Below are 24,334 nucleotides of genomic sequence, written 5' to 3' on the forward strand. Positions count from 1 at the left end.
AAATCACTCGAGCGGGGCGCCCTGCCCTCAAGGCATCGGGAGGGGCGCCAATGCCCGGCCGTGCAGGCCGGGCATGAAACGTCGTATTACTCGGCTGCTTCCGACGTCGGCGCCGGTCCCATCTTGGAATTGTGCAGGTCGACGTTGAGGCCGAGCGAGCGCATTTCCTTGACCAGCACGTTGAACGATTCCGGAATACCGGCCTCGAAGGTGTCGTCGCCACGCACGATCGCCTCGTACACCTTGGTACGGCCGGCCACGTCGTCCGACTTCACGGTCAGCATTTCCTGCAGCGTGTAGGCCGCGCCGTAAGCTTCGAGCGCCCACACCTCCATTTCGCCGAAGCGCTGGCCGCCGAACTGCGCCTTGCCACCCAGCGGTTGCTGGGTCACGAGCGAGTACGGACCGATCGAACGCGCGTGGATCTTGTCGTCCACGAGATGGTGCAGCTTGAGCATGTAGATGTAGCCGACCGTCACCTTGCGATCGAAGGCGTCGCCGGTGCGGCCGTCATAGACGGTCGACTGACCCGAAGCATCCAGACCGGCAAGCTTCAGCATCTCCTCGATGTCGCTTTCCTTGGCACCGTCGAACACCGGCGTCGCGATCGGTACGCCGCGGCTCAGATTGTGACCGAGTTCAAGCAGCTCGTTGTCGTTGAGCGTCTTGATCGTCTCGTCCTCGCCATAGACCTTCTTCAAGGTTTCCTTCAGCGGCTTGATGTCCTGCTTCGACAGATAGGCATCGACGGTCTGGCCGATGCGCTTGCCCAGACCGGCGCAAGCCCAGCCGAGATGCGTCTCGAGGATCTGTCCGACGTTCATGCGCGAGGGCACGCCGAGCGGGTTGAGCACGATGTCGGCATGCGTACCGTCTTCGAGGAACGGCATGTCCTCGATCGGCACGATCTTCGACACCACGCCCTTGTTGCCGTGGCGGCCGGCCATCTTGTCGCCGGGCTGGATCTTGCGCTTCACCGCAACGAAGACCTTGACCATCTTCATCACGCCGGGCGGCAATTCGTCGCCGCGCTGAAGCTTCTCGACCTTGTCGAGGAAGCGCTGTTCAAGCCCCTTCTTCGACTCGTCGTACTGCTTCCGCATGGCCTCGATCTCGGCCATCAGCTTGTCGTTCGGAGACGCGAACAGCCACCACTGCGACTTCGGGTATTCCTCGAGCACCGCACGGGTGATCTTGGTGTCCTTCTTGAAGCCCTTCGGACCGGCAATGCCCTGCCGCCCCTCGAGCAGCTCGGCCAGACGGTTGTAGACGTTGCGGTCCAGGATCGCCTGCTCGTCGTCGCGGTCCTTGGCCAGACGCTCGATCTCTTCCCGCTCGATCGCCAGCGCACGCTCGTCCTTGTCGACGCCGTGGCGGTTGAACACGCGGACTTCCACGATCGTGCCCTGCACGCCCGGGGGAACGCGCAGCGAGGTGTCGCGCACGTCGGAGGCCTTTTCGCCGAAGATGGCGCGCAGGAGCTTTTCTTCCGGCGTCATCGGGCTCTCGCCCTTCGGCGTGATCTTGCCGACCAGGATGTCGCCGGCGCGCACTTCAGCGCCGATGTAGACGATACCGGCTTCGTCGAGGTTCTTCAGCGCTTCTTCCGAAACGTTCGGAATGTCGCGGGTGATTTCCTCGGGTCCGAGCTTGGTGTCGCGGGCCATCACCTCGAATTCTTCGATATGGATCGAGGTGAAGACGTCTTCCTTCACGATCCGCTCGGAGAGCAGGATCGAGTCTTCGAAGTTGTAGCCGTTCCACGGCATGAACGCGACCAGCACGTTGCGGCCGAGCGCGAGCTCGCCGAGATCGGTCGACGGACCGTCAGCGATGATGTCGCCCTTCTTGACGATGTCGCCCACCTTCACCAGCGGACGCTGGTTGATGCAGGTCGACTGGTTGGAGCGCTGGTACTTCATCAGACGGTAGATATCGACGCCCGACTTGGTCGGATCGAGATCTTCCGTCGCACGGATGACGACGCGGGTCGCGTCGATCTGGTCGATCACGCCCGAGCGGCGCGCCGCGATCGCGGCGCCCGAGTCACGCGCAACCACGCCTTCCATGCCGGTGCCGACGAACGGCGCCTCGGCGCGAACCAGCGGCACCGCCTGGCGTTGCATGTTCGAGCCCATCAGCGCGCGATTGGCGTCGTCGTTCTCGAGGAACGGGATCAAGGCCGCGGCGACCGAAACGAGCTGCTTCGGCGACACGTCCATGTAGTCGACCTTGTCGGGCGTCAGCGGCACGACGTCGCGGGTGCCGCTCGCGCGGCAGACCACCAGGTCTTCGGTGAAGCGGCCCTTGGCGTCGACAGGCACGTTGGCCTGAGCGACCGAATAGCGGCCCTCCTCCATCGCCGACAGGTACACGACCTCGTCGGTGACGCGGCCGTCCTTGACCTTGCGATACGGCGTCTCGACGAAGCCGTACTTGTTGACGCGCGCGCAAAGGTGGCGAGCGAGTTGATCAGGCCGATGTTCGGACCTTCCGGCGTCTCGATCGGGCAGATACGGCCGTAATGCGTCGGATGCACGTCGCGCACCTCGAAGCCGGCGCGCTCGCGGGTCAGGCCGCCCGGTCCGAGCGCCGAGAGACGGCGCTTGTGGGTGATCTCGCTGAGCGGGTTGGTCTGGTCCATGAACTGCGAGAGCTGCGAGGAGCCGAAGAACTCGCGGACGGCGGCGGCCGCCGGCTTCGCGTTGATCAGGTCCTGCGGCATGACCGTGTCGATGTCGACCGAGGACATGCGCTCCTTGATCGCGCGCTCCATGCGCAGGAGGCCGATACGGTACTGGTTCTCCATGAGCTCGCCGACCGAGCGCACACGGCGGTTGCCGAGATGGTCGATGTCGTCGATCTCGCCCTTGCCGTCGCGCAGGTCCACCAGCGTCTTGATGACGCAAAGGATGTCTTCCTTGCGCAGCGTGCGCTGGGTGTCGGGCGCATCGAGGTCGAGGCGCATGTTCATCTTGACGCGGCCGACCGCGGAGAGGTCGTAACGCTCGGCGTCGAAGAACAGCGACTGGAACATCGCCTGCGCCGAATCCAGCGTCGGCGGCTCGCCCGGACGCATCACGCGGTAGATGTCGAACAGCGCGTCCTCACGCGTCATGTTCTTGTCGGCCGCGAGCGTGTTGCGGATGTAGGCGCCGACATTGACGTGGTCGATGTCGAGCAGCGGCAGTTCCTTGTAGCCGTGCTCGTTGAGAGCCTTCATCGACTTGTCGGTGATTTCCTCACCGGCTTCAGCATGGATCTCACCGGTCTTCGGGTTGACGAGGTCCTCGGCGAGGTAGTTGCCGACGAGTTCCTCATCCGACAGACGCAGCGCCTTGAGCCCCTTCTCCTGGAGCTGGCGGGCGGCGCGGACGGTGAGCTTCTTGCCGGCCTCGAGCACGACCTTGCCGGTATCGGCGTCGATCAGGTCGTTGATGGTCGAGTAGCCGCGGAAACGGTTGGCGTCGAACGGAACGCGCCAGCCTTCCTTGGTCCGCTTGTAGAGGATCTTCTTGTAGAACGTGGACAGGATCGCCTCGCCGTCGAGGCCGAGGGCGAACATCAGCGACGTCACCGGAATTTTGCGGCGACGGTCGATACGCGCATAGACGATATCCTTGGCGTCGAACTCGATATCGAGCCAGGAGCCGCGATACGGGATCACGCGGGCAGCGAACAGCAGCTTGCCCGACGAATGGGTCTTGCCCTTGTCGTGATCGAAGAACACGCCAGGCGAACGGTGCATCTGCGAGACGATGACGCGCTCGGTACCGTTCACGATGAAGGTGCCGTTCATCGTCATGAGCGGAATATCGCCCATGTAGACGTCCTGCTCCTTGATGTCCTTGACCGACTTCGCCCCGGTTTCTTCGTCGATATCGAACACGATGAGGCGCAGCGTCACCTTGAGGGGTGCCGCGAAGGTCATGCCGCGCTGGCGGCACTCGTCGACGTCATACTTCGGCTGCTCGAACTCGTAGCGGACGAATTCCAGCATCGAGGTGCCCGAGAAGTCGGAGATCGGGAACACGGAACGGAACACGGCCTGCAGGCCCTCGTCGAGGCGCCCGCCGGCGGGTTCGTCGACCATCAGGAACTGGTCATAGGACGCCTTCTGAACCTCGATGAGGTTCGGCATCTCGGCGACTTCCTTGATGTGTCCGAAGAACTTGCGAACGCGTTTGCGACCGGTGAATGTCTGCTGCGCCATCGTGGCCTCTCATTTTCGTCGCCCGCTCCGGGCGAACCGTCCGGAACGCGGCTGCCACCGCTCCCCGGGTTGAATTTTTCGAACCCGCTTTGGGGCCGGAGACTCAGGTTTCAGGCGGGAATGTCCTGAATCTGTTCTTCAGACCTTCAAAACGCAAAACGACGCGCGGGGCGCTAGCGCGCGCCCGCCCGTCACAACGATCGTCTTCACGGACTGAAAAAGCCCGAAATAGCCTGCTCTCCCAACGGCCTACAGGGAAATCCGGTATCCCTGCCCACCGCGCTTTCGTGCTGTCGAACCGATATGGGGCGACAATAATGAAGATTCGAGAGGTTAACCCTCAAATCCCCACACATTTTCGTGTTCAGCCTGCGTCGGGACCATCCGTCGCACGCCTTTTGCATCTGGCGCAGCCCTTTAGGGGGCAGGACCAAGATCCCGGACCGCAGCCCGGGATCTCGCCAGCAAGCGTTGCTTACTTGAGCTCGACCTTGGCGCCAGCCTTCTCGAGCTGGACCTTGATCTTCTCGGCCTCGTCCTTGTTCACGCCTTCCTTGACAGGCTTCGGCGCGCCCTCGACGAGGTCCTTTGCTTCCTTCAGGCCCAGGCCGGTGATGGCGCGGACTTCCTTGATGACCTCGATCTTCTTGTCGCCGGCAGAGGCGAGAACGACCGTGAACTCGGTCTTCTCTTCCGCCGGAGCGGCAGCAGCGCCGCCGCCAGCCGGGCCGGCCACGGCGACAGCCGCGGCAGCCGAAACGCCCCACTTCTCTTCGAGGAGCTTCGCGAGTTCGGCAGCTTCGAGCACGGTGAGGCTCGAGAGGTCGTCAACGATCTTCTGCAAGTCAGCCATTGTTCAGTTTCCTTGAGTGTAAGTCTGGTTCGGGTTTGAGTTTTGCGAAGGGCGTCAGGCCGCTTCGCCCTTAGAGGCATGAGCCTGGATGACGCGCGCGAGCTTGCCCGCGGGCGCGTTGGCGAGCTGAGCGAGCTTGGTCGCCGGGGCCACAAGCAGGCCGACGATCTTGCCGCGCAGTTCATCAAGCGACGGCAGCGAGGCAAGCGCCTTCACGCTGTCGACATTCAGGACGGTCTTTCCCATCGAGCCGCCAATGATGACGAACTTTTCGTTCGCCTTGGCGAATTCGACGGCGACCTTCGGCGCCGCTACCGGATCGTTCGAAGTGGCGATCACGGTCGGCCCCTTCAGCATGGGGCCGATGGCAACGACGTCAGTGCCTTCAAGAGCAATTTTGGCGAGACGGTTCTTCGAGACCTTCACCGAGGCACCAGCCTGCTTCATCTGCATGCGCAGCTTCTGCATCTGGGCAACGGTCAGGCCGGAATATTGGGCAACGATCGCGACGCTCGTGGTCTTGAAGACCCCGTTGAGCTGTTCGACCGCTTCCTTTTTTGCCGCTCGTTCCACAGCAAGCTCTTTCCGGTTGGCGGTCATCGCGAAAAGCGGGACCGCCGGGTTGCACCCATCGCCCCACCCAGAACCTGAACCTCAGGGCCAAAACCCATCGGACACGCGCCGGGCGAGACGACAATTCAAAGCCTGCCCTCCGGGAGCCCATGGGCCCACGGCGTGTCGAGGTCCGAACCAAACTTCTTCCGCGACCACCCCGAGGTGGGACGCGAAGTGAAATCCGGTCTTCACCCGTCTATGCAGGCCATGCGATTAAGCCGTTGAGAACTCGAAATATCCCGCGGGCGCCTGCAGTCTTGGACAGGACAAGGCCAGCCGGCGAACCGCCTGACCTCTGCCCGCATCCCACCGGCCGATGGATTTTCCTTCCTTTCCGGGCAAATCCTTGCGGACGTCCTGAAAAGGAATGATCTCCTGCGTGTCGGGTTTTCGGAATGCGTGCACGAACGCGCCAGCCAGGGCCGGCACGTCCGGAAGCGGTTCTTTAACCGCTCTTTGCCGGATTGCCAAGAGCAAAATTCACACCAGTTCCAATCCGTTGCCATAGGGCCTGAAACGGGCCGATTCAAGCCGGTTTGACCCCAAAAGGCAGCGGCTTGCCCTCGAAGAACGCGCTCAAGTTCGCCAGCACGCAGTCCTGCATGGCGACGTGCGATTCGAGGGTATGGCCGCCGATATGAGGGGCGAGCACCACATTGGGCAGCACCGTCAACGCGTCGGGCGCGTGCGGTTCCTTATCGAAGACGTCGAGGCCGGCGCCCGCGATGGTCTTGTCGGTGAGTGCAGCAACCAGCGCCTTCTCGTCGACGACCGAGCCGCGGGAGATGTTGACGACATAGCCGTCCGCGCCGAGGCGCTTGAGAATGTCGGCATTAACGACGTGCTGGGTCTCGGCCCCAGCGCGGACCGCGACCATCAGCACGCTGCACCAATCGGCCAGCGCCTCCAAGGCGGGAAAATATTGATAGGGCAAGTTGTACTTGCTGCGGCTGCAATAGCCGATTTCGGCCTCGAAGGCGGCACAGCGCGCCGCGATCTTGCGGCCGATCTCGCCCATGCCGTAGATACCGATGCGACGGCCGGCCATGCCGGCCTGCGGGCGCATCATCGGAGACTGTTTCGACGCCGCCCAATCGCCGCTGCGAACATATTGGTCCGCGACCAATATCCGCCGCGTCGCCGCCAGCATCAGGATCATCGCGAGGTCGGCCACTGAGGCCGCATTGGCGCCGGGGCTGTGGCCGACGGCGATGTTGCGGGCAGCTGCCGCCTTCAGGTCGACGCCGTCATAGCCGGTGCCATAGCAGACGATCGCGCCAAGTTTTGGAAACAGGTCCATCGCCTCGGCGCCGAGCGGCGTGCCGCCCGCGGTCAGCAGCGCGCGGATGCCTGCCAGCTCGTCCGCCGAAAACACCTCCCGTGCGGGCTTGCCGGCGGTGTCGAGCAACTCGAAGCGCTCGGCGAACCGCGCCATCATCGTCTTGGGAAAGCGCGAGTAGATCAGGACCTTGTCGGCCATTGCTCTGGTTTCCGGTGAGTGACGCGCACAAGCGACGAGGGGCGGAATCGGTTGCCCAATTCCGCCCCTCGCCTCATGCAATCCCAGGCTTAGCCGAGAATGGTGCCCGGCTCGACCTTCACGCCCGGGCCCATCGTCGAGGACACCGCAACGCGCTGGATGTAGGTCCCCTTGGAGCCAGCCGGCTTCGCCTTCGAGACAGCATCGGCGAGCGCCTTGATGTTCTCGACCAGCTTCTCCTCGGAGAACGAGGCCTTGCCGACGCCGGCCTGCAGGATGCCGGCCTTCTCGACGCGGAACTCGACCGAGCCACCCTTGGCACCCTTCACCGCACCGGTCACGTCCATGGTCACGGTGCCGATCTTCGGGTTCGGCATCAGGCCGCGCGGGCCGAGCACCTTACCGAGACGGCCGACCAGCGGCATCATGTCGGGGGTGGCGATGCAGCGGTCGAAATCGATCGCGCCGTTCTGCACCTTCTCGACCAGGTCTTCGGCGCCGACGACGTCGGCACCGGCGGCCCTGGCTTCGTCAGCCTTGGCGCCGCGGGCGAACACGCCGACGCGGAGCGTACGGCCGGTGCCGTTCGGCAGGGTCACGACGCCGCGGACCATCTGGTCGGCGTGACGCGGATCGACGCCGAGATTGATCGCGACCTCGATGGTCTCGTCGAACTTCGCCTTGGCGCGTTCCTTGACCATCTTGATGGCGTCCGCGAGCGGGTAAAGCTTTTCGCGGTCAACACCTTCGCGGGCTTTGTTCAAACGCTTTCCGATTGCCATGACCGCTTACCCCGCCACTTCCAGACCCATCGAGCGGGCAGAGCCCTCGACCATCTTCATGGCCGATTCGATGGTGTCGCAATTGAGATCCTTCATCTTCTTCTCGGCGATCTCGCGCACTTGCGCCTTGGTCACCTTGCCGGCCTTATCACGGCCCGGCGCCTTCGAGCCGGACTGGATTTTTGCGGCCTGCTTGAGGAAGAAGGACATCGGAGGGGTCTTCATCTCGAACGTGAACGAACGATCGGCGTAGATCGTGATCACGACGGGAATCGGGGTGTTCTTCTCTTCCTTCTGGGTCTGGGCGTTGAACGCCTTGCAGAACTCCATGATGTTGAGACCGCGCTGACCGAGCGCGGGACCGATCGGGGGCGAAGGATTCGCCGCACCGGCCGGGACCTGAAGCTTCAGGTATCCGGTCACTTTCTTTGCCATGTATCACTCCTGTTGTGCCGGCCTTAAGCCGGCGGTTTCAGGTTCGTGGTCTGGGTCGGATGCGGCTGGCAACCGCCCTCTCCCTCCCACGGCCTCTTGTCGCGCGAGGCCTATAGCCTCACGCCTCGTCCGATCAGACCTTCTCGACCTGACCGAATTCCAATTCGACCGGCGTTGCGCGACCGAAGATCGACACCGCGACCTTCACGCGCGAGCGCGCCTCGTCGATTTCCTCGACGACACCCGAGAACGAGGCGAACGGACCGTCGGCCACGCGCACGTTCTCGCCGATCTCGAACGACACCGACGCCTTCGGCCGCTCCACGCCTTCCTGCACCTGGTGCAGGATGCGCATGGCCTCGTTCTCCGAGATCGGCATCGGCTTGTTCTCGGCGCCGAGGAAGCCGGTGACCTTCGGCGTGTTCTTGATCAGATGAAACGCCTCGTCGGTCAGCTTCATCTTCACGAGCACGTAGCCGGGGAAAAACTTGCGCTCGGCGTCGATCTTGCGGCCGCGGCGCACTTCCGTGACCTTCTCGGTCGGAACCAGCACCAGCTCGAACAGCTCCTCGAGCCCGCGCTGCTTGGCCTGCTCGCGGATCGATTCGGCGACCTTTTTCTCGAAGTTCGAATAGGCGTGGACGATGTACCAGCGCTTGTCGGACAGTTGAGCCGTTGCTGTAGCCATCAGTGAATGCCCAAAAGGAAGGTGATGAGATAACGGATGATCTGGTCGGCGGCGAAGAAGAAGATCGAGGCCACGGCGACCATCACGAACACCATGATGGTGGTGATCGTGGTCTCACGACGGGTCGGCCAGGTGACCTTGGCGGTCTCCGAGCGCACTTCCTGCAAGAACTTGAACGGGCTGACTGCCATCGTTTGAGACGCCATTAAGATTTCAGGGATCCGAACAGCCTGATGTGGCCCAGCCCTCTGTCTCGAAGGATGAGCCGGAAACCGGGCTCTGATGTTCGGGGAATTTCTAAGCCGCGCCGGAAATCCGCGTTTAACGGGCCTGCTGCGAGTGCGGGGTATCTACTGCGGTTGGGGCCAAACGTCAAGATGTGGGCGGGGCCGAATGCACACAAGCCCGGCTCTGGGAATTGATGCGGATCAAGGCTTTACCGGGTGCCGATGAACCATGCTCCGAGCTTTCGGCCCGTCAATGTCCTGCCTGTCGATCGTTGGGATCAGCTGGCAGGAGTGGCAGGGCTCGAACCTGCGACCCCCGGTTTTGGAGACCGGTGCTCTACCAATTGAGCTACACTCCTACGGACCCTTGCGTCGCCGCCGGATCAGGGGCGCTTTCAAGCACAGGGGACGGCTAAATTGCAAGGACGGATTGCAAGGGTGAAGCGCGCTGGCTTCGCTTGTTTGTACAGCAGCTTCTGGGCCACTCTCCAATCCCGATAATCAAGAACAACCGGGAGTGCCCATGACTGCCACAGCCACCCAAGCCGCGACCGCCCCGAAAACCCCACCGATTCCCGAAGCTAAGCCCGAGACGCTGGGCCTGTCCCGCTCCCGCCTGCTGGCGATGTCGGGCGCGTTCAAGCGCGAGATCGACAAGGGAACCGTCCCCGGCGTGACTGTGCTGGTGGCCCGCCATGGCCAGGTCGGCTGGTTCGAGGCGCTCGGCAAGCAGAGCCCGGCGGGCCCGGCGATGGCGCTTGATTCGATCTTCCGGCTCTTCTCGATGACCAAGCCGATCGTTTCGGTCGGCATCATGGCGCTGGTCGAGGACGGCCACCTCCTCCTCGGCGATCCCGTCGCCAAATTCATTCCGGAGTTCGCCGACCAGAAAGTTGGCATCGTCAGCGGCGACAAGCTGGAACTGGTTCCGCCAAAGCGGCCGATGACGGTGCAAGACCTGCTCCGCCACACCTCCGGCCTCACCTACGAGCACCAGGGCGACGGGCCCGTGCACAAGCTCTATCAGGAGTCCCGCGTCCGCAGCCGCAAGATCAGCAATGCCGAGCACGCCGCGCTGGTGGCGAGCTTCCCCCTCGTCTGCCACCCCGGCGATGAATTCAACTACAGCCGCTCCACCGACATCCTCGGCCGCATCATCGAAATCGTCAGCGGCAAATCGCTCGGCACCTTCCTGACTGAACGCATCCTCGCGCCCTTGCAGATGACCGAGACCGGCTTCTCCACCTGCGCGGCCAATGCACACAGGCTCGCCCAGCCGTTCGAAACCGATCCCTGGACCGGCGACAAGGTCGCGCTGTTCAACATGCTCGAACGGCCGGTCATGGAATCAGGCGGCGGCGGCCTGGTCTCGACCACGATGGACTACGCCCGCTTCGCTCTGATGCTGCGCAACGGCGGCACGCTCGACGGCGCCAGGATCATCGGGCGCAAGACGCTCGAGCTGATGGCATCCGATCACCTCGGACCCGATGTCGTCGCCAACGGCACGCTGCTCTCGCCCGGCCATGGTTTCGGCCTCGGTTTCGCCGTCCGCCGCGACGCAGGCATCGCGCCCTTTCCGGGCAGCGTCGGCACGTTTTTCTGGAGCGGCATCGCCGGCACGTTCTTCTGGATCGATCCCAAGGAGGACCTGTTCACGGTGTTCATGAGCCAGGGTCCGGGCCAGCGCGATTTTACGCGGACCCTGGTCAGGGATCTGGTATACGCGGCGGTGGATTGAGGCGACGCTCTCGTGCCCCGGACGCGAGAGGGCCCTAGCTGATCGTCGCGCCGCCGTCGATCACCATGGTCTGGCCGGTCATGAAGTCGCCGGCCTTTGAGCCCAGGAAGACGGCGGCGCCAGCGATCTCGTCGGGGATGCCGATGCGCAGCAGCGGCGAGCGCGAGGTCGAGGCCTTCAAATTCTCCGGATTGTCCCACAGCGCTTTCGCGAAATCGGTCTTGATCAGGCCGGGGGCTATGCAGTTCACGCGGATATTGTGCTTGCCGTATTCGCAGGCAAGGTTGCGCGCGAGCTGCATGTCGGCGGCTTTCGAGATCGCGTAGGCGCCGAGGATGGTCGAGCCTTTCAGGCCTCCGATCGAGGAGACGATGATCACAGAGCCGTCCTTGCGCTCGATCATCTGCGGCACCACCATCGAGATCAGCCAATTGTTGGCGACGATATTGTTGTCCAGAATCTTCCTGAACTGATCGTCGGAGATGCCGGCGAGCGGACCGTAATAGGGGTTCGACGCGGCGTTGCAGACCAGCACGTCGATCTTGCCGAAGGCGCGGTTGCTCTCGTCGACGAGGTTCTGCAGATTTTCCTTGGAGGAGATGTTGGCGGCGATCGCGACCGCGGTGCCCTTGCCGAACTTCTCGTTGATGCCCTCGGCGACTTCTTCGCAGACGTCAGCCTTGCGCGAGGAGATCACGACCTTGGCTCCGTGCTCGGCCATGCGCTCGGCGATCGCAAGCCCGATGCCGCGCGTCGAGCCGGTGATGACGGCAACTTTGCCCTTCATGTCGAACAAGGTCATGTTTCTCTCCCAGAGTACGATTTCGATTTGGCTTAAAATTCTACGCCGCGTCCGCGCACGGACAGCGACGTCACGCGAGCTTCTTGACTTCCGGTCCCGCCGGCTGATGCATCTCGGCATGTGCATCGTCGGCGATCCACGGCTGCTGGTTCACCATGGGCAGCCGCCAGACGCTGCGCTCGGGGCTTGCGAAATAATCGAGCCGCGTGATCGAGACGTTGTCGATGTCGAACGACAGCGCCCGTTCGACCTGGCCGTCGAGTGCGAGGCCGATCGCGGCCTTGATGGTGCCGCCATGCGCGACCGCGATCACATCCTGCCCGGCCGCCTCATTGTTGATCCGTTCGACCGTTCGGCGCGTCCTGACATAAAGATCCATGAAACTTTCGCCGCCGGGCGCGGGCTCGTTGATGTCGGCGAACCAGTTCGAGCCGACGGGACGGCTGGCGATGAACGCGGCACGGTTCATGCCCTGCCATCTTCCGAGATTCTGTTCGGCCAGGTCAGCCTCCCACTTCATCGATTCAGGCTTCGGGTAGCCCGCCGCCCAGATCGCTTCGGCTGTTTGATGCGTGCGCATCAGATTGCTCGAATACCAGACCGCCTGGCGCGGCAGCACCTTGGCAACGGCATTGAACACATAGGTGTCGCTGGTGTCGCAGGGGAGATCGCTCTGCCCGTAGATGTTGCCGCCGTCATTGCGCACCGGTGCGTGGCGAACCCACCACCACCGTGTCGTGACTACATCAGGCTTGTCCGCGGTTGCCATTGAAGCTCTTCCATCCCGTGTGATGTCGCTGTACGTGAGTAGCGAACGTGTCTCAAGACACTTTACCGTTTGAAATTCTGTTTGAAATTCCGTCGCGCGGCAAGCGTCGCGCAAGTACCAAAGGAGGAACGCATGGGCCGTCTGCAAGGCAAATCCGTCATCATCACCGGCGCCGGCAGCGGCATCGGTCGCGCAGCTGCGCTGCTGTTCACCAGGGAAGGCGCCAAGCTGATCGCGGTCGATCGCACCGACGCAGTGAAGGAGACCGTCGACGAGGTGAAGAAGGCCGGCGGTGTTGCCGAGGCCATGATCGCCGATGCCGGCTCCGAGAAGGACGTCATCGCCGTGATCGACAAGGCCGTGAACACGCACGGCCGGCTCGACGTGATCTGGGCCAATGCCGGTATTTCCGGCGGACTCGTTCCACTCGGCGAGCAGACCGTGGAACATTGGCAGGAGGTGCTGCGCGTCAATCTGATCGGACCGTTCCTTGCGGTGAAGCATGCGATGCCGCACATGGTGAAGCAGCAATCCGGCGCGATCGTGCTGACCGCATCGGTTGCGGGACTCAAGGCCGGCGCCAGCGGGCATCCCTATGCCGCGAGCAAAGCCGGCGTAATCAGCCTGGTGCAGACCACCGCTTATTCGCTCACCGGCACAGGCGTGCGCATCAATGCAGTGTGCCCCGGCTTGATCGAGACGGGCATGACCAAGCCGATCTTCGACCGCGCCAAGGAGCGCGGCACCCAGGACAAGATCGGCCAGCTCAATCCGCTCAAGCGCCCCGGCCAGCCGCACGAACTTGCCGCGATGGGATTGTTCCTGGCGAGCGACGAAGCGTCCTATGTGAACGGCCAGGCCTTCCCGGTGGATGGCGGGCTGACGGCCTCGATGCCGTATACGGGGAAGCCGGTTTAGCGTCGGTCTCGTGTCCCGGACGCGCTGCAACGCGCGAGCGTTGCTGCGCTGCGTCCGAGGCGCGAGAGCGAAGTTTCGGCGCACAACTTTCTCCACCTCGCGCTCGCAATGACGGAGTATGCGGCAACGACTTCGCTCCTTCGATTCGCATCTTCATTGCAGACACAGCTTCGCATCCTCGCGGCATCTCGCCCGAGCTTTGCTTTGTCGCCTACCCTCAGATGAAAGAGGGCGCAGGGAAGACCGGGTGCTGACCTCGCACCCGCGGTCCACTGTGCGATCTAGTTGCGCTACAAGAGGCTGCACAGCGGCATACAGGTGAAGCCCAAACATCCGGCCTTCCCTGCGCAGTGGTTTGACGGCTTATGTCGTGATCTCCCCGGGGAGCGATGCACTATTGCCCCCGTCGGCTCGCAGATGACTGACACGAGGGCCCGGTTGGGCCACACGCATCACCACGAGCCTTGACGCACAGACTCCGGGCGCCAGGACCACACGATTTTGCCGTACGCGGATCACACCGGTCGTTTGCGCGACGCTTTGCTCACGGTTGCCCGCCCTGCAGAACCCTTCGCGCCGATGCGGCCCACGCCCACCGCCGTCCGGCCCGCGTCGTGACGATCGCGATACGCCCCTCTTCCATGGGCCGGGTTGCCGCGACACATACGCCGTTTCCGAATTTCGGTAAAGTGGAATATTTTCGGATGCACAGCTTGTCCCACGGCTGGGGTGTTTTGCCCGACAGGCAACGCAAGCTGTTGTTGTGGGCTCCGAGGCCCTTCTAGCCTGTGTTGATTTGCCCGACTGGCCGTCACATTGGTATGGTTCATGCAGTAATCTCAGCCTGTTCAGCTCCGACAAGAAATGGCCATGCCCAATCCGATCTTCCCGAGTTCGCGCGCCGACCGCATCCGCAACTTGCTCGCCGAGCTTGTTGCCTTCGACACCGTCAGCGATCGCACCAATCTGCCCCTGATCGCGCATATCGAGAGCTATCTCGCCTTCCTCGGCGTCAAGGGCGAGCGCATCACCGACGAGACCGGCCAGAAGGCTTCGCTCTGGGTCACGATCGGGCCGGAGGACAAGCCCGGCCTCGTGCTGTCGGGCCATACCGACGTCGTGCCTGTCGTCGGCCAGGACTGGAGCCATGATCCGTTCAAGCTCGCCGAACGCGACGGCAGGCTCTACGGCCGCGGCACCACCGACATGAAGGGTTTTGTCGCGGTGTGCCTCGCCATGGTGCCGGAGATGCTGGACGCGAAGCTGACGACGCCGATCCATCTGGCGATCTCCTATGACGAGGAGATCGGCTGCGTCGGCGTGCGGCCGATGCTGGCCGTGGTCGCGAAGAAGAAAGTGAGACCGCTCGGCGCCTTCATCGGCGAGCCGACCGAGATGAAGGTCATCATTGGCCACAAAGGCAAGCACGGCGTGCGAGTGACCTTCCACGGCCTCGCCCGCCACTCCTCGATCGCACCCGATGGCGTCAATGCCATCGAATATGCCGCCGAGCTGATCACCGAGATCCGCCGCCGTGCGGTGAAGCTCGCAAGCGAGGCCGAGCGCAACAGCCTCTACGACGTGCCGCATTCGACGCTGCTGACCAGCATCGTGCATGGCGGCGCGGCGCTGAACATCGTGCCGGATACCTGCACCGTGGACTTCGAATGCCGCGGCATCGGGATCACCGAGTCCAGGGAAGTGACGGACGCGATCATCGCCTGGGCCAAGGCCGAACTCGAGCCTGCGATGAAGGCGAAGAGCCCTGAATGCGGCATCGCGTTCGAGGAGATCCTCGACTACCCCGCCCTCGACACCAAGGCCGACGCCGCCATCGTCACGCTGGCAAAGCAGCTAGCCGGCCGCAACGACCACGCCAAGGTCGCGTTCGGCACCGAAGCCTGCCTGTTCGCCAGCATGGCCGACATCCCCTCGGTGGTGATCGGTCCCGGCTCGATCGCGCAAGCGCATACGCCTGACGAGTTCGTGGAGACGGCCGAGCTTGAGAAGTGCGCCGAGTTCGTGGAGAAGCTGATCGCGCATTGCGCGAAGGCGACGTCGTAGGGGCCGGCGCCTCATCGCTCCTGCAAGGCCAGCCGCACGCCGACGGCGCAGTAGATTGTCCCGACCACCTTGCCCTGCCACTTCACCACGGCGGGATGGCGGCGCAGCAGATTGCCAAGTCGGCCGGCACCGACTGCGAACACGATCGTACTGACGAGGCCGATCAGCACGAAGACAGCCCCGAGCGTGGCGAGCTGAAGTGCCATCGAGCCGTGCTCCGGTCGGACAAACTGCGGCAGGAAGGCGAGGAAGAACAGCGCTGTTTTCGGATTGAGCACCTCGGTCAGCACAGCCTGGCGGAAGGCGCGGCCCGCGCTGATCGGAGGCGCACTGTGCAACTCGATCGGCGCCTTCTCGAGCATGGCGCGAATGCCGAGATAGATCAGGAACGCTGCGCCCGCATATTTGACGATGCTGAACAGCAGTGCCGAGGTTGCGACGATCGCCGACAGGCCCACGATGGCCATCGCGGTGTGGATCAAATCGCCTGCGGCAATCCCCGCCCCTGTCGCGATGCCGACCCTCGTTCCGGAACTGGCCGCGCGCGCCATGGTCAGCAATGTCGCTGGACCGGGAATGAAGACGAACCCGAGCACGATGAGGATATAGGTGATGAGAGTCGTGTGATCGATCATCCGTCATCTCGCGTGGCTTGGGTGCACAAGAATACAATGATCCGCTCGGTTGCGAAAGGCGCCGCCTCCTCGTCATCGCGAGGAGCTCGCGACAAAATTGCGCAGCAATTTTGCGCAGATGCAACGAAGCAATCCAGACTGCCTCCGCGCAAAGATTCTGGATTGCTTCGCTGCGCTCGCAATGACGGAGCGCGCGGGCATGGCGAGGCAGCAAAACAAAAAAAGCGCGGCGATCAATCAGCCGCGCCTTCGTTATTCCTACACCGCGCCCGCCTTCTGCGCATACTCCCACGACGCCTTTGACAGCGGCACGGTGCGCTTGGCGGATTCCAGTGCCTTGGCATTGGCGGCGGTGCCGTCGCGGACACGACCGGCGATTCCCTGCGTGATGCCGGCGAGGCGGAACAGATTGTAGGCGAAGTACCAGTTGAGATCGGGCACCGTCATCTTGGTGACGTTGCAATAGATCCGCGCGGCTTCCTCCACGCTCGGGATGTTGAGCGCCTTGAGGTCGGCGCCGTCGAGCCCCGGCATGATCCACTGCATCAACAGGTAGGTGAAATCGGCCATGGGATCACCGAGCGTCGACAGCTCCCAGTCGAGCACCGCCTGCACGCGCGGTTCCGTTGCATGGAAAATCATGTTGTCGAGGCGATAGTCGCCGTGGACGATCGAGACGCGCGCCTGTTCCGGCACGGTCTTGGGCAGCCATTCGGCGACCTTCTCGAACTCCGGAATGTGCTGGGTTTCGGATGCGCGATACTGCTTGGTCCAGCGGTCGATCTGGCGCGCGAAATAGTTGCCCGGCTTGCCGAAATCGCCGAGGCCGATCGCGCCAGGATCGTACATGTGGAGCTGTGCCAGCGTCTCGATCTTGCTGGTGAAGATTTTTCGCCGCGCGTCGTTGTCCTGGCTCGGCAGCGTCGGATCCCAGAACACGCGGCCGTCCTCCATCGACATGATGTAGAAGGCCGCGCCGATGATGCTGTCGTCCTGGCACAGCGCGTAGGCGTGCGCGACCGGAAAGCCCTGCTTTCCAAGGGCTGCGATGACGCGATATTCGCGATCGACCGCATGCGCCGAGGGCAGCAATTTGCCGAACGGCTTGCGGCGCATCACGTAGGAGCGCGTCGGCGTGTTCAGGCGATAGGTCGGATTGGACTGGCCGCCCTTGAACTGGAGCACGACCAGCGGGCCTGCAAAACCTTCGACGTTGTCGCGCATCCAGGCCTCGAGCCTGAGCTCGTCGAAGCGATGACGCTCCTCGACCGGCTTGGTGCCCGAGAACTCTTCGTCTTTCCTGACGCCATCAGCCACGGTGACGCTCCCTCTTCAGTCCGGATATGATCCTAATCGGTAACCGCTGACGCACTTGCGTCAAGCGGTCACCGAATGCGGGTCATCTCTTGCCGTTTCTTCAGAGCGGGCGCTTCGTCCCGCTCTCTCGCTTAATGCTTGGGAGAATTGGCATACTTCCGAACCTCCAACCTTGCAATGGCGCGATTGTGCACCTCGTCCGGGCCGTCGGCGAGCCGCAGCGTACGGATGTGGGCGTAGTCCTTGGCGAGGCCAGCATCGTCAGAGACGCCCGCGCCACCGAACGCCTGGATCGCCTCGTCGATGATCTTCAGCGCCATGTTCGGTGCTGCGACCTTGATCATCGCGATCTCGGCCTGCGCGGTCTTGTTGCCGACCTTGTCCATCATGTCGGCGGCCTTGAGGCAGAGCAGACGCGTCATCTCGATATTGGTGCGGGCTTCGCCGATGCGCTGCTCCCACACCGAGTGCTCGACGATCCTCTTGCCGAAGGCGGTGCGCGAGGAAAGCCGCTTCACCATCTTTTCCAGCGCTTCCTCGGCCTTGCCGATGGTGCGCATGCAATGGTGAATGCGCCCCGGCCCGAGGCGGCCCTGCGCGATCTCGAAGCCGCGGCCCTCGCCGAGCAGGATGTTCTCCTTGGGCACGCGCACGTTCTCGAGCAGCACCTGGGCGTGGCCGTGCGGCGCGTCGTCAAAGCCGAACACAGGCAGCATCTTTTCGACCTTGATGCCTGGCGTGTCGAGCGGCACCAGGATCTGCGACTGCTGCTGATGCTTGGCGGCGTTGAAATCGGTCTTGCCCATCAGGATCGCGATCTTGCAGCGGGGGTCGCCGACGCCCGACGACCACCATTTGCGGCCGTTGATGACGTAGTGATCGCCGTCCTTCTCGATGCGGGTCTCGATGTTGGTGGCGTCGGAGGACGCGACCGCCGGTTCCGTCATCAGGAAGGCGGAGCGGATCTCGCCGTCCATCAACGGGCGCAGCCATTTGCGCTTCTGCTCCCTGGAGCCGTAGCGGATGAACACTTCCATGTTGCCGGTGTCGGGCGCGGAGCAGTTGAACACTTCGGAGGCCCAGGTGATACGCCCCATCTCTTCCGACAGCAGCGCGTATTCGAGATTGGTCAATCCCGCACCGCGGAATTCGTCATCCTCATGCTCGCTCGGCGGCATGAACATGTTCCAGAGGCCTTCGGCCTTCGCCTTCTTCTTGAGGTCTTCGAGAACAGGGATGACCTTCCAGCGATCGCCACTCTTGTCCTGCTGATCATAGATCGGCACCGCCGGACGCACGTGCTTGGCCATGAAGGATTGCACGCGCTCGAGCCATTCCTTTTGCCTGGGCGACATATCGAAGTCCATGGGACGCTCCTCGTTCTCTCTTTGCGATCTCGTTTGTGGCGGACTGTCCTGCCGCAATGTGCGGCCCGCAAGCGCGAATGCGCGTTTGCGAGCTTCCGGAACCGGTTCGGTCGATGCGAACGGTTGCGATTGCGGATTGACTTTCTCCGACCTTCAAACGATAGTTTCATACACCTGTTTGAATTGCAACTCCCTCCCTGAGGGCAATCCATGGCCAGCGATCATACGAGGTCTGCCATTCTCGCCGCCGCCGAACGGCTCTACTCCGATCGCGGCTTCGGCGACGTCACGCTGCGCGACATCGTCGCGGAGGCAAACGTCAATCTGGCTGCGGTGAATTATCATTTCGGCTCGAAGGACGAACTGATCGCGGAATTATTCGTCACGCGGTCGATCGCGACCAACCGCGAGCGCCTGCGCGAATTGAAGGCGGCCGAAGAAGCAGGCGGCGGACACGCGCCGATCGAGGTGATCTTGCGCGCGCTGGTGGGGCCGACGCTGCGCGGTTGCCTGGGCCCCGAGAACCAGCGCTCCACCGCGGCGCGCTTCATGATCCGCGCATCCATCGAATCCGTGCCGCCGATCCGCCGCATCAAAAACCGCGAGATTGATCACCTGCGCAAATTCGCTGGCGCCATGCGACGGGCCCTGCCCGATCGCAACGATGTCGATATCTATTGGGGCCTGAATTTCGCACTTGCCATGGCGCACCACACCATTCGCGAGAGCGAGCGCCTGACCAAGCTGTCGGACGGCCAATGCGATCTCGACGACGTCGAGGACGTGGTCGCGCGCGTCGTCAGCGTGGCGACGATGGCGCTGACGGCGGGACAGACGGAGTCCGAGGCGCCGTCGAAGGTGGCTGCGCGGTAGCGCTCACATCATCGCGATGCAGTCGATCTCGACGTCGAACGGGCCGAACCATTCCGGCGTGCAGATGAAAATCCGCGCCGGCGGATCGACCGGGAAGTAGCGGGCATAGACCGTGTTGAAGGCGGCGAAATGTTTCGTCGCGGTGCAGTAGACGTTGCACTTCATGACGTTGTCGAGCGAGGCGCCAGCGGTCTGAAGGCACAGCTTCATCTGCTCCATGACGATCTCGCTCTGCCGCTCGATCGGCATTTCCGCAAGCTCGCCCGTTGCCGGATCGAATGGCGGCAGGCCGGCGACGAAGATCATGTTGCCGGCGCGTGTGACGGGTGAGGTCGGCGCCTTCCAGCGATCCAGATAAGACGAGATCGGTTCGACGCGGAGCGCTTCGCGTTTCATGGGCGGCCACCTTCGGTACGAGCGAGACTGTCGCCTGACTACATCATCATGCAGCCGACATGCTTCGCTTCTGATCGAAGTGTGATCGCCCTGAGGAGAGCTAGCTGCGCTGCGGCATCTCCTCGGCCTCTTCCTTGGCGAGCAGCAGCAGCATCTCGATGCCCATGTCGCCTTCCTGCGGCGAGCGGATGAACTTGATCTCTTCGGCACTTTGCCGCAGCGCGGCAATGATTGCCACAGCCTGATTGGCCGTCGCCGCCTCGGTCGCCAGAATGGCCTTCTGGTCTTTCGCTTGGAACCCGATGGTGTAGGACATGATGCACTCCCTCCCGTACCCACCTCGAGGGATCGAATCAGAGTCGCGAGCAAAGCGAAAGCCTGTGTGAGTACGGACCGGAGTTATCTGGGGATTGCGCGCAAGCCCAGGTAAGGCCGCATAAGCGTCACACTGCCGCCGCTCTCGCTAGATGATCCCCTGCTTCTTCAACTCCTCGATCTTCCCCGCGTCATAGCCGAGCTGACCGCCAAGAACTTCCTGGGTGTGCTCGCCGAGCAGCGGCGGCGCGCGGTAGGTCCTGATCGGGGTCTCCGAGAACGTCAGCGCGTTGCGGATCAGCGACAGGTCGGGCGCGAAGGGATGGTCGACCTTCACCCGCATGCCGCGCGACTGCACGTGCGGATCGGCGAACACCTGCTCGAAATTGTTGATCGGGCCGGACGGGACGCCGGCCTCCTCGAGCTTGTCCAGCCAGTAGGCCACCGGCTTGGTCAGGAACAGGCCGGCGAAGATCGCCATGATCTCCTTGCCGTGCACGACGCGGTCGTTGTTCTTGATGAAGCGCTTGTCGTTGGCAAGCTCCGGCCGGCCGAGCACGGCGCAGGTGCGCTGGAACTGGCCGTCGTTGCCGACCACCAGCATCAGCTCGCCGTCGGTGCAGCGGAACACGCCCGCGGGCATGCCGCCATTGCCCCAGGTGCCGCGGCGGGGCGGCGTCTTACCATTGACGAGGAATATCTGCAGCCAGTGCGACAGCGAGGCAATGACGGTGTCGAACAGGCACACGTCGATGTGCTGTCCCTGCCCGCCATTGACGTCGCGATGGTACAACGCCGCGAGCAGCCCGATCGAGGTGTTCATGCCGGTCATGTAGTCGACGATCGACGGGCCGACCTTCATCGGGCCTTCGCCGGGTTCACCGTCGATATGACCCGTGACGCTCATCAGGCCGCCCATCGCCTGGAGGATCGCGTCGTAGCCGGCACGCGGCGCGTAGGGGCCGGTCTGGCCGAAGCCCGTCACCGAGCAATAGATGATCTTGGGATTGATCGCCTTGATCGTCTCGTAGTCGAGGCCGTAGCGCTTGAGATCGCCGACCTTGTAGTTCTCCATGAAGACGTCGGCGTCCTTGGCCAGTTCGCGGATGATCGCCTGCCCCTCCGGCTTGGCGATGTTGACGGTGACCGACTTCTTGTTGCGGTTGGCGCAGAGATAGAACGAATTGTTGTTGTTTGCCTTGCCCTCGGGGTCGGTCAGGTATGGCGGGCCGAAGGCGCGCGCATCGTCGCCGGTGCCGGGCCGCTCGATCTTGATCACGTCCGCGCCGAGATCGCCCAGCATCTGGGCCGACAAGGGCCCGGCGAGCACACGCGTGAGATCAAGGATCTTGATGCCTGAGAGCGGCAGGGCCGACATGTCTTTCCTCCGGGGAACTGGATATTGGCACGGCGGCGAGATCGCGGGCCGCGCTCCCTGCGGATACACCATTTTGCGGCGCCGAGCCCTGCGCGCCGGACATACGGCCATCCCCCCGCCTCGCAGCGGAGGTCCCCCGCGATGCCCGATTCCGCGTTGCGAATATTACCAGATGACCTCACGTCGCGGCGGCCACAGCCAATTGCGGACGCCTCCGTCCAAGCAAAACCAGGATCAGCACCGTCGCGCAGGATATGACCAGCGTCAGGCCAAGCGCGCCGCGGCTGCCGAACTGAGTAAGCAGGCCTGCCAGAAGCGGGGGCGAGATTGCGGAGGCCAGATTGAGCGGCAATGCGATCATCGACATCGCCTTGGCGAATTCGGCCTGGTCGTAGAAGACGAGCGGAATCGTCGCCCGCGCCACAGCCATCGCGCCGCTGCCGGCGCCATAGAGCAAGATGAAGGTCGCAACCGCCCAGGTCGCGCCCTCGCTCAGCATCAAGATCACCATGGCAACGGGAAGCGCGGTGCCAGCGACCAGGCCAGTGGTGATGCCGTCCCATCGCCCGCCGCCGAGGAAGTCGAGGCCGCGCGCGCTGACCTGGATCACGCCCAGCATCGATCCGAATGCGAGCGCCTGCGCCGGCGCAAGGCCCTCCGCCCTCAGCAACTCGAGCAAAATGGCACCGATGCCGAAATTGACGAAGGCGTTCATCGTGATCACGCCGACAACGAGACCGAAGGTACTTTTCGGAATCACAGGCGGCGGCGCAGCCTCGGCGGCGTCGCCACGATCGTCAGTCACAATTTTCCGGCGCGGCGCGACAAACGCATAAAGCGGAAGGTTGATGGCGAGCATCATCGCGGCATAGACCAGACAAGTGCCGCGCCAGCCGAGCCAATCGCCGAGAAACGACGTGGTCGGCCAGAAGATGCTGCTGGAGAGACCCGTCACCAACATCAGGCCGCCGATGGCATTCTTGGAGCCGCGTCCGGCGACCTCGTTCAGCATGATGTAGGCGCCGGTCGACAGCGTGGCGCTGCCGCCCATACCGAGAATGACCCAGCCGGCGAAATAGAGCAGCGGCTCACGCGCGAAAGACAGAACGACGTAGCCCGGCACGGAGACGACGGTGCCCACCATCATCACCTCGCGTGCACCGTGCTGCGCAAAGGCCTTGGCGAGCCAGGGTGCGCACAGACCCATCGTGACATAAAGGACCGAGCTGCCCGCAAACACCGCCGACAGGCTCATGCCGAGATCGGCTCCGAGATCGCGACCGATCACGGCCGGAAGGCCGATCGTTCCCCATCCGATGAGCTGGGTGATTGCAAGCACCAGCAGGACCCCGATCAGCCTGCTGTCGGATTTCAAGAACCGCATTCCAGTCGTCGCCTGCCCGGCAGGCGTCGATTACGCCTGTGAGCCCTGTCTTACCCGGAGAGTCCGCTCACGGGAACGCCGGCCGCCGAATGGCAGAAGGCAGCCGGGAGCATGTCAGGCAGACGTCAGGCCCGGGATGATCGTCCCTACCCCGCGATCCCGAGCAGGGATCGCGCTTCGGCCGCAGTCGCCACGCGCCGGCCGTGGCGCCTGACAGCTTCACAGGCGATGCTCACGAGTTCCGCATTGCTGCGGGCCAGGCGCGTCTTGTCGACCCTGATGTTGTCCTCGAGCCCGGTGCGAACCGCGTCGGCGCCGCGCGCCAGGGCCCAGTCCATCACCTCGGCCTGATGGCGTCCGATCCCGGCCGCCGTCCAGGTCGCTTGCGGGATCAGGCGTCTCAGCTCTCCCAGCAGGATGTCGAGCACATGCTCGTCGGCCGGCATCGCGTTCTTGACGCCCATGACGAATTGTACGTGCGGGCGCGCGTCCATCAACCCCGCTTCGATCAACCGACGGGCGCCGTGAAGATGCGACAGATCGAAGATCTCGATCTCAGGACGGACGCCATTCGCCTTCATGCCGGTGGCGAGAGTCTCGACCAGGGCGGCGCTGTTCTCATAGACGATGGTCGGGAAGTTCACCGAGCCCGTGGAGAGCGAGGCCATGTCGGGCTTGAGATAGAGCGAGGATCCGCGCGCCGAAGGATCGCGGCCGCGCCCTCCGGTCGAGAACTGCACGATCATCCCGGGACAATGCTTCCTGACGCCCTCCTGCACCAGGGCAAAGCGCTCGGGGTCTGAGGACGGCGTTTCGTCGTCGTTGCGAACGTGGATGTGCGCAAGCGTGGCACCGGCCTCGAAGGCCTGGTGCGTCGACTCGATCTGCTCTGCCGGCAAGATCGGCACCGCGGGATTGTCCTTCTTGCGCGGAACGGAGCCGGTGATTGCGACCGCAACAACAGCGGGATTCATCCTGCTAACCTCATCATCATCGCGCTCGCGCGTACAAAGCTTCAATCGACGGTGAGTCCATACCACGAAGCCTCGCCGCTGCGAACATCATCCGTCGCAGCGGCGTTG

21 protein-coding genes, 1 tRNA gene and 1 pseudogene are annotated in these 24,334 nt (G+C 63.3%); 4 read left to right on the forward strand and 19 right to left on the reverse strand.

From position 1 onward, the window contains the following. Nucleotides 1–86: 86 nt before the first annotated feature. The 9 genes and pseudogenes from rpoB to ACVW16_RS04205 form a co-directional block, all read right to left on the reverse strand. Nucleotides 87–4,213: pseudogene (gene rpoB / locus ACVW16_RS04165) on the reverse strand (DNA-directed RNA polymerase subunit beta). Between the two features lie 475 nt (nucleotides 4,214–4,688). Continuing rightward, a complete protein-coding gene (gene rplL / locus ACVW16_RS04170; protein WP_008136432.1) occupies nucleotides 4,689–5,066 on the reverse strand; it encodes a 50S ribosomal protein L7/L12 in 378 nt (125 codons plus the stop codon). 54 nt (nucleotides 5,067–5,120) lie between these two features. Beyond that, complete coding sequence (gene rplJ / locus ACVW16_RS04175) at nucleotides 5,121–5,639, reverse strand: 50S ribosomal protein L10 (RefSeq protein WP_456704087.1); 519 nt, start codon at nucleotides 5,637–5,639, stop codon at nucleotides 5,121–5,123. Nucleotides 5,640–6,207: 568 nt separating this feature from the next. Next, the gene (locus ACVW16_RS04180; RefSeq protein WP_456735445.1) at nucleotides 6,208–7,161 is read right to left on the reverse strand and encodes a 2-hydroxyacid dehydrogenase; all 954 of its coding nucleotides are present in this window, start codon (nucleotides 7,159–7,161) and stop codon (nucleotides 6,208–6,210) included. Between the two features lie 89 nt (nucleotides 7,162–7,250). Beyond that, nucleotides 7,251–7,943, reverse strand: coding sequence for a 50S ribosomal protein L1 (rplA, locus tag ACVW16_RS04185; protein WP_456704089.1), 693 nt, complete (start codon nucleotides 7,941–7,943; stop codon nucleotides 7,251–7,253). A gap of 6 nt (nucleotides 7,944–7,949) precedes the next feature. After that, nucleotides 7,950–8,378, reverse strand: coding sequence for a 50S ribosomal protein L11 (gene rplK / locus ACVW16_RS04190; RefSeq protein WP_008136439.1), 429 nt, complete (start codon nucleotides 8,376–8,378; stop codon nucleotides 7,950–7,952). A 133-nt stretch (nucleotides 8,379–8,511) separates the two neighbouring features. Further along, nucleotides 8,512–9,066, reverse strand: coding sequence for a transcription termination/antitermination protein NusG (gene nusG, locus ACVW16_RS04195; RefSeq protein WP_092228471.1), 555 nt, complete (start codon nucleotides 9,064–9,066; stop codon nucleotides 8,512–8,514). After that, on the reverse strand, nucleotides 9,066–9,257 hold the full coding sequence (gene secE / locus ACVW16_RS04200; RefSeq protein WP_007611620.1) for a preprotein translocase subunit SecE: 192 nt from the start codon (nucleotides 9,255–9,257) through the stop codon (nucleotides 9,066–9,068). Before secE ends, nusG begins: the two co-directional genes overlap by 1 nt. Nucleotides 9,258–9,576: 319 nt before the next feature. Continuing rightward, nucleotides 9,577–9,652 (reverse strand) — tRNA-Trp (locus ACVW16_RS04205). 164 nt (nucleotides 9,653–9,816) lie between these two features. Here ACVW16_RS04205 and ACVW16_RS04210 point away from each other — a divergent pair. Beyond that, on the forward strand, nucleotides 9,817–11,034 hold the full coding sequence (locus ACVW16_RS04210; protein WP_456704136.1) for a serine hydrolase domain-containing protein: 1,218 nt from the start codon (nucleotides 9,817–9,819) through the stop codon (nucleotides 11,032–11,034). A gap of 34 nt (nucleotides 11,035–11,068) precedes the next feature. Here ACVW16_RS04210 and ACVW16_RS04215 read toward each other — a convergent pair whose 3' ends face one another. Both ACVW16_RS04215 and ACVW16_RS04220 read right to left on the reverse strand, forming a co-directional pair. Then, complete coding sequence (locus ACVW16_RS04215) at nucleotides 11,069–11,836, reverse strand: SDR family NAD(P)-dependent oxidoreductase (protein ID WP_456735446.1); 768 nt, start codon at nucleotides 11,834–11,836, stop codon at nucleotides 11,069–11,071. A 70-nt stretch (nucleotides 11,837–11,906) separates the two neighbouring features. After that, nucleotides 11,907–12,605, reverse strand: a complete 699-nt coding sequence (locus ACVW16_RS04220) for a histidine phosphatase family protein (RefSeq protein WP_456704138.1) — start codon at nucleotides 12,603–12,605, stop codon at nucleotides 11,907–11,909. A gap of 132 nt (nucleotides 12,606–12,737) precedes the next feature. On the opposite strand from ACVW16_RS04220, the gene ACVW16_RS04225 reads away from it, so the two are divergent. Both ACVW16_RS04225 and argE read left to right on the forward strand, forming a co-directional pair. Then, complete coding sequence (locus tag ACVW16_RS04225; protein ID WP_456735447.1) at nucleotides 12,738–13,523, forward strand: SDR family NAD(P)-dependent oxidoreductase; 786 nt, start codon at nucleotides 12,738–12,740, stop codon at nucleotides 13,521–13,523. An 870-nt stretch (nucleotides 13,524–14,393) separates the two neighbouring features. Further along, entirely contained in the window at nucleotides 14,394–15,587 is a 1,194-nt protein-coding gene (argE, locus tag ACVW16_RS04230) for an acetylornithine deacetylase (protein ID WP_456735448.1), read from the forward strand. Between the two features lie 11 nt (nucleotides 15,588–15,598). Here argE and ACVW16_RS04235 read toward each other — a convergent pair whose 3' ends face one another. The 3 genes from ACVW16_RS04235 to ACVW16_RS04245 form a co-directional block, all read right to left on the reverse strand. Then, a complete protein-coding gene (locus ACVW16_RS04235) occupies nucleotides 15,599–16,222 on the reverse strand; it encodes a LysE family translocator (protein ID WP_456704141.1) in 624 nt (207 codons plus the stop codon). Between the two features lie 258 nt (nucleotides 16,223–16,480). After that, nucleotides 16,481–17,539: a phosphotransferase family protein gene (locus tag ACVW16_RS04240; RefSeq protein ID WP_456735449.1), complete on the reverse strand. Its 1,059-nt coding sequence runs from the start codon at nucleotides 17,537–17,539 to the stop codon at nucleotides 16,481–16,483. A gap of 131 nt (nucleotides 17,540–17,670) precedes the next feature. Then, nucleotides 17,671–18,906, reverse strand: a complete 1,236-nt coding sequence (locus tag ACVW16_RS04245; RefSeq protein WP_456704143.1) for an acyl-CoA dehydrogenase family protein — start codon at nucleotides 18,904–18,906, stop codon at nucleotides 17,671–17,673. Nucleotides 18,907–19,116: 210 nt separating this feature from the next. On the opposite strand from ACVW16_RS04245, the gene ACVW16_RS04250 reads away from it, so the two are divergent. Further along, a complete protein-coding gene (locus ACVW16_RS04250) occupies nucleotides 19,117–19,779 on the forward strand; it encodes a TetR/AcrR family transcriptional regulator (RefSeq protein ID WP_456802232.1) in 663 nt (220 codons plus the stop codon). 3 nt (nucleotides 19,780–19,782) lie between these two features. Here ACVW16_RS04250 and ACVW16_RS04255 read toward each other — a convergent pair whose 3' ends face one another. The 5 genes from ACVW16_RS04255 to ACVW16_RS04275 all read right to left on the reverse strand — a co-directional run bounded on the left by ACVW16_RS04255 (nucleotide 19,783) and on the right by ACVW16_RS04275 (nucleotide 24,226). Further along, the gene (locus ACVW16_RS04255; RefSeq protein WP_456735451.1) at nucleotides 19,783–20,175 is read right to left on the reverse strand and encodes a RidA family protein; all 393 of its coding nucleotides are present in this window, start codon (nucleotides 20,173–20,175) and stop codon (nucleotides 19,783–19,785) included. 100 nt (nucleotides 20,176–20,275) lie between these two features. Then, nucleotides 20,276–20,491, reverse strand: coding sequence for a hypothetical protein (locus ACVW16_RS04260; protein WP_456704146.1), 216 nt, complete (start codon nucleotides 20,489–20,491; stop codon nucleotides 20,276–20,278). A 147-nt stretch (nucleotides 20,492–20,638) separates the two neighbouring features. Beyond that, a complete protein-coding gene (locus tag ACVW16_RS04265) occupies nucleotides 20,639–21,868 on the reverse strand; it encodes a CaiB/BaiF CoA transferase family protein (protein WP_456735452.1) in 1,230 nt (409 codons plus the stop codon). Between the two features lie 178 nt (nucleotides 21,869–22,046). Beyond that, nucleotides 22,047–23,252: an MFS transporter gene (locus ACVW16_RS04270; protein ID WP_456735453.1), complete on the reverse strand. Its 1,206-nt coding sequence runs from the start codon at nucleotides 23,250–23,252 to the stop codon at nucleotides 22,047–22,049. 146 nt (nucleotides 23,253–23,398) lie between these two features. Then, nucleotides 23,399–24,226 (reverse strand): 3-keto-5-aminohexanoate cleavage protein, encoded by an 828-nt coding sequence (locus ACVW16_RS04275; protein ID WP_456704149.1) that lies wholly within the window; start codon nucleotides 24,224–24,226, stop codon nucleotides 23,399–23,401. Nucleotides 24,227–24,334 lie beyond the last annotated feature (108 nt).

The sequence above is a fragment of the Bradyrhizobium sp. USDA 4474 genome (assembly GCF_054057515.1).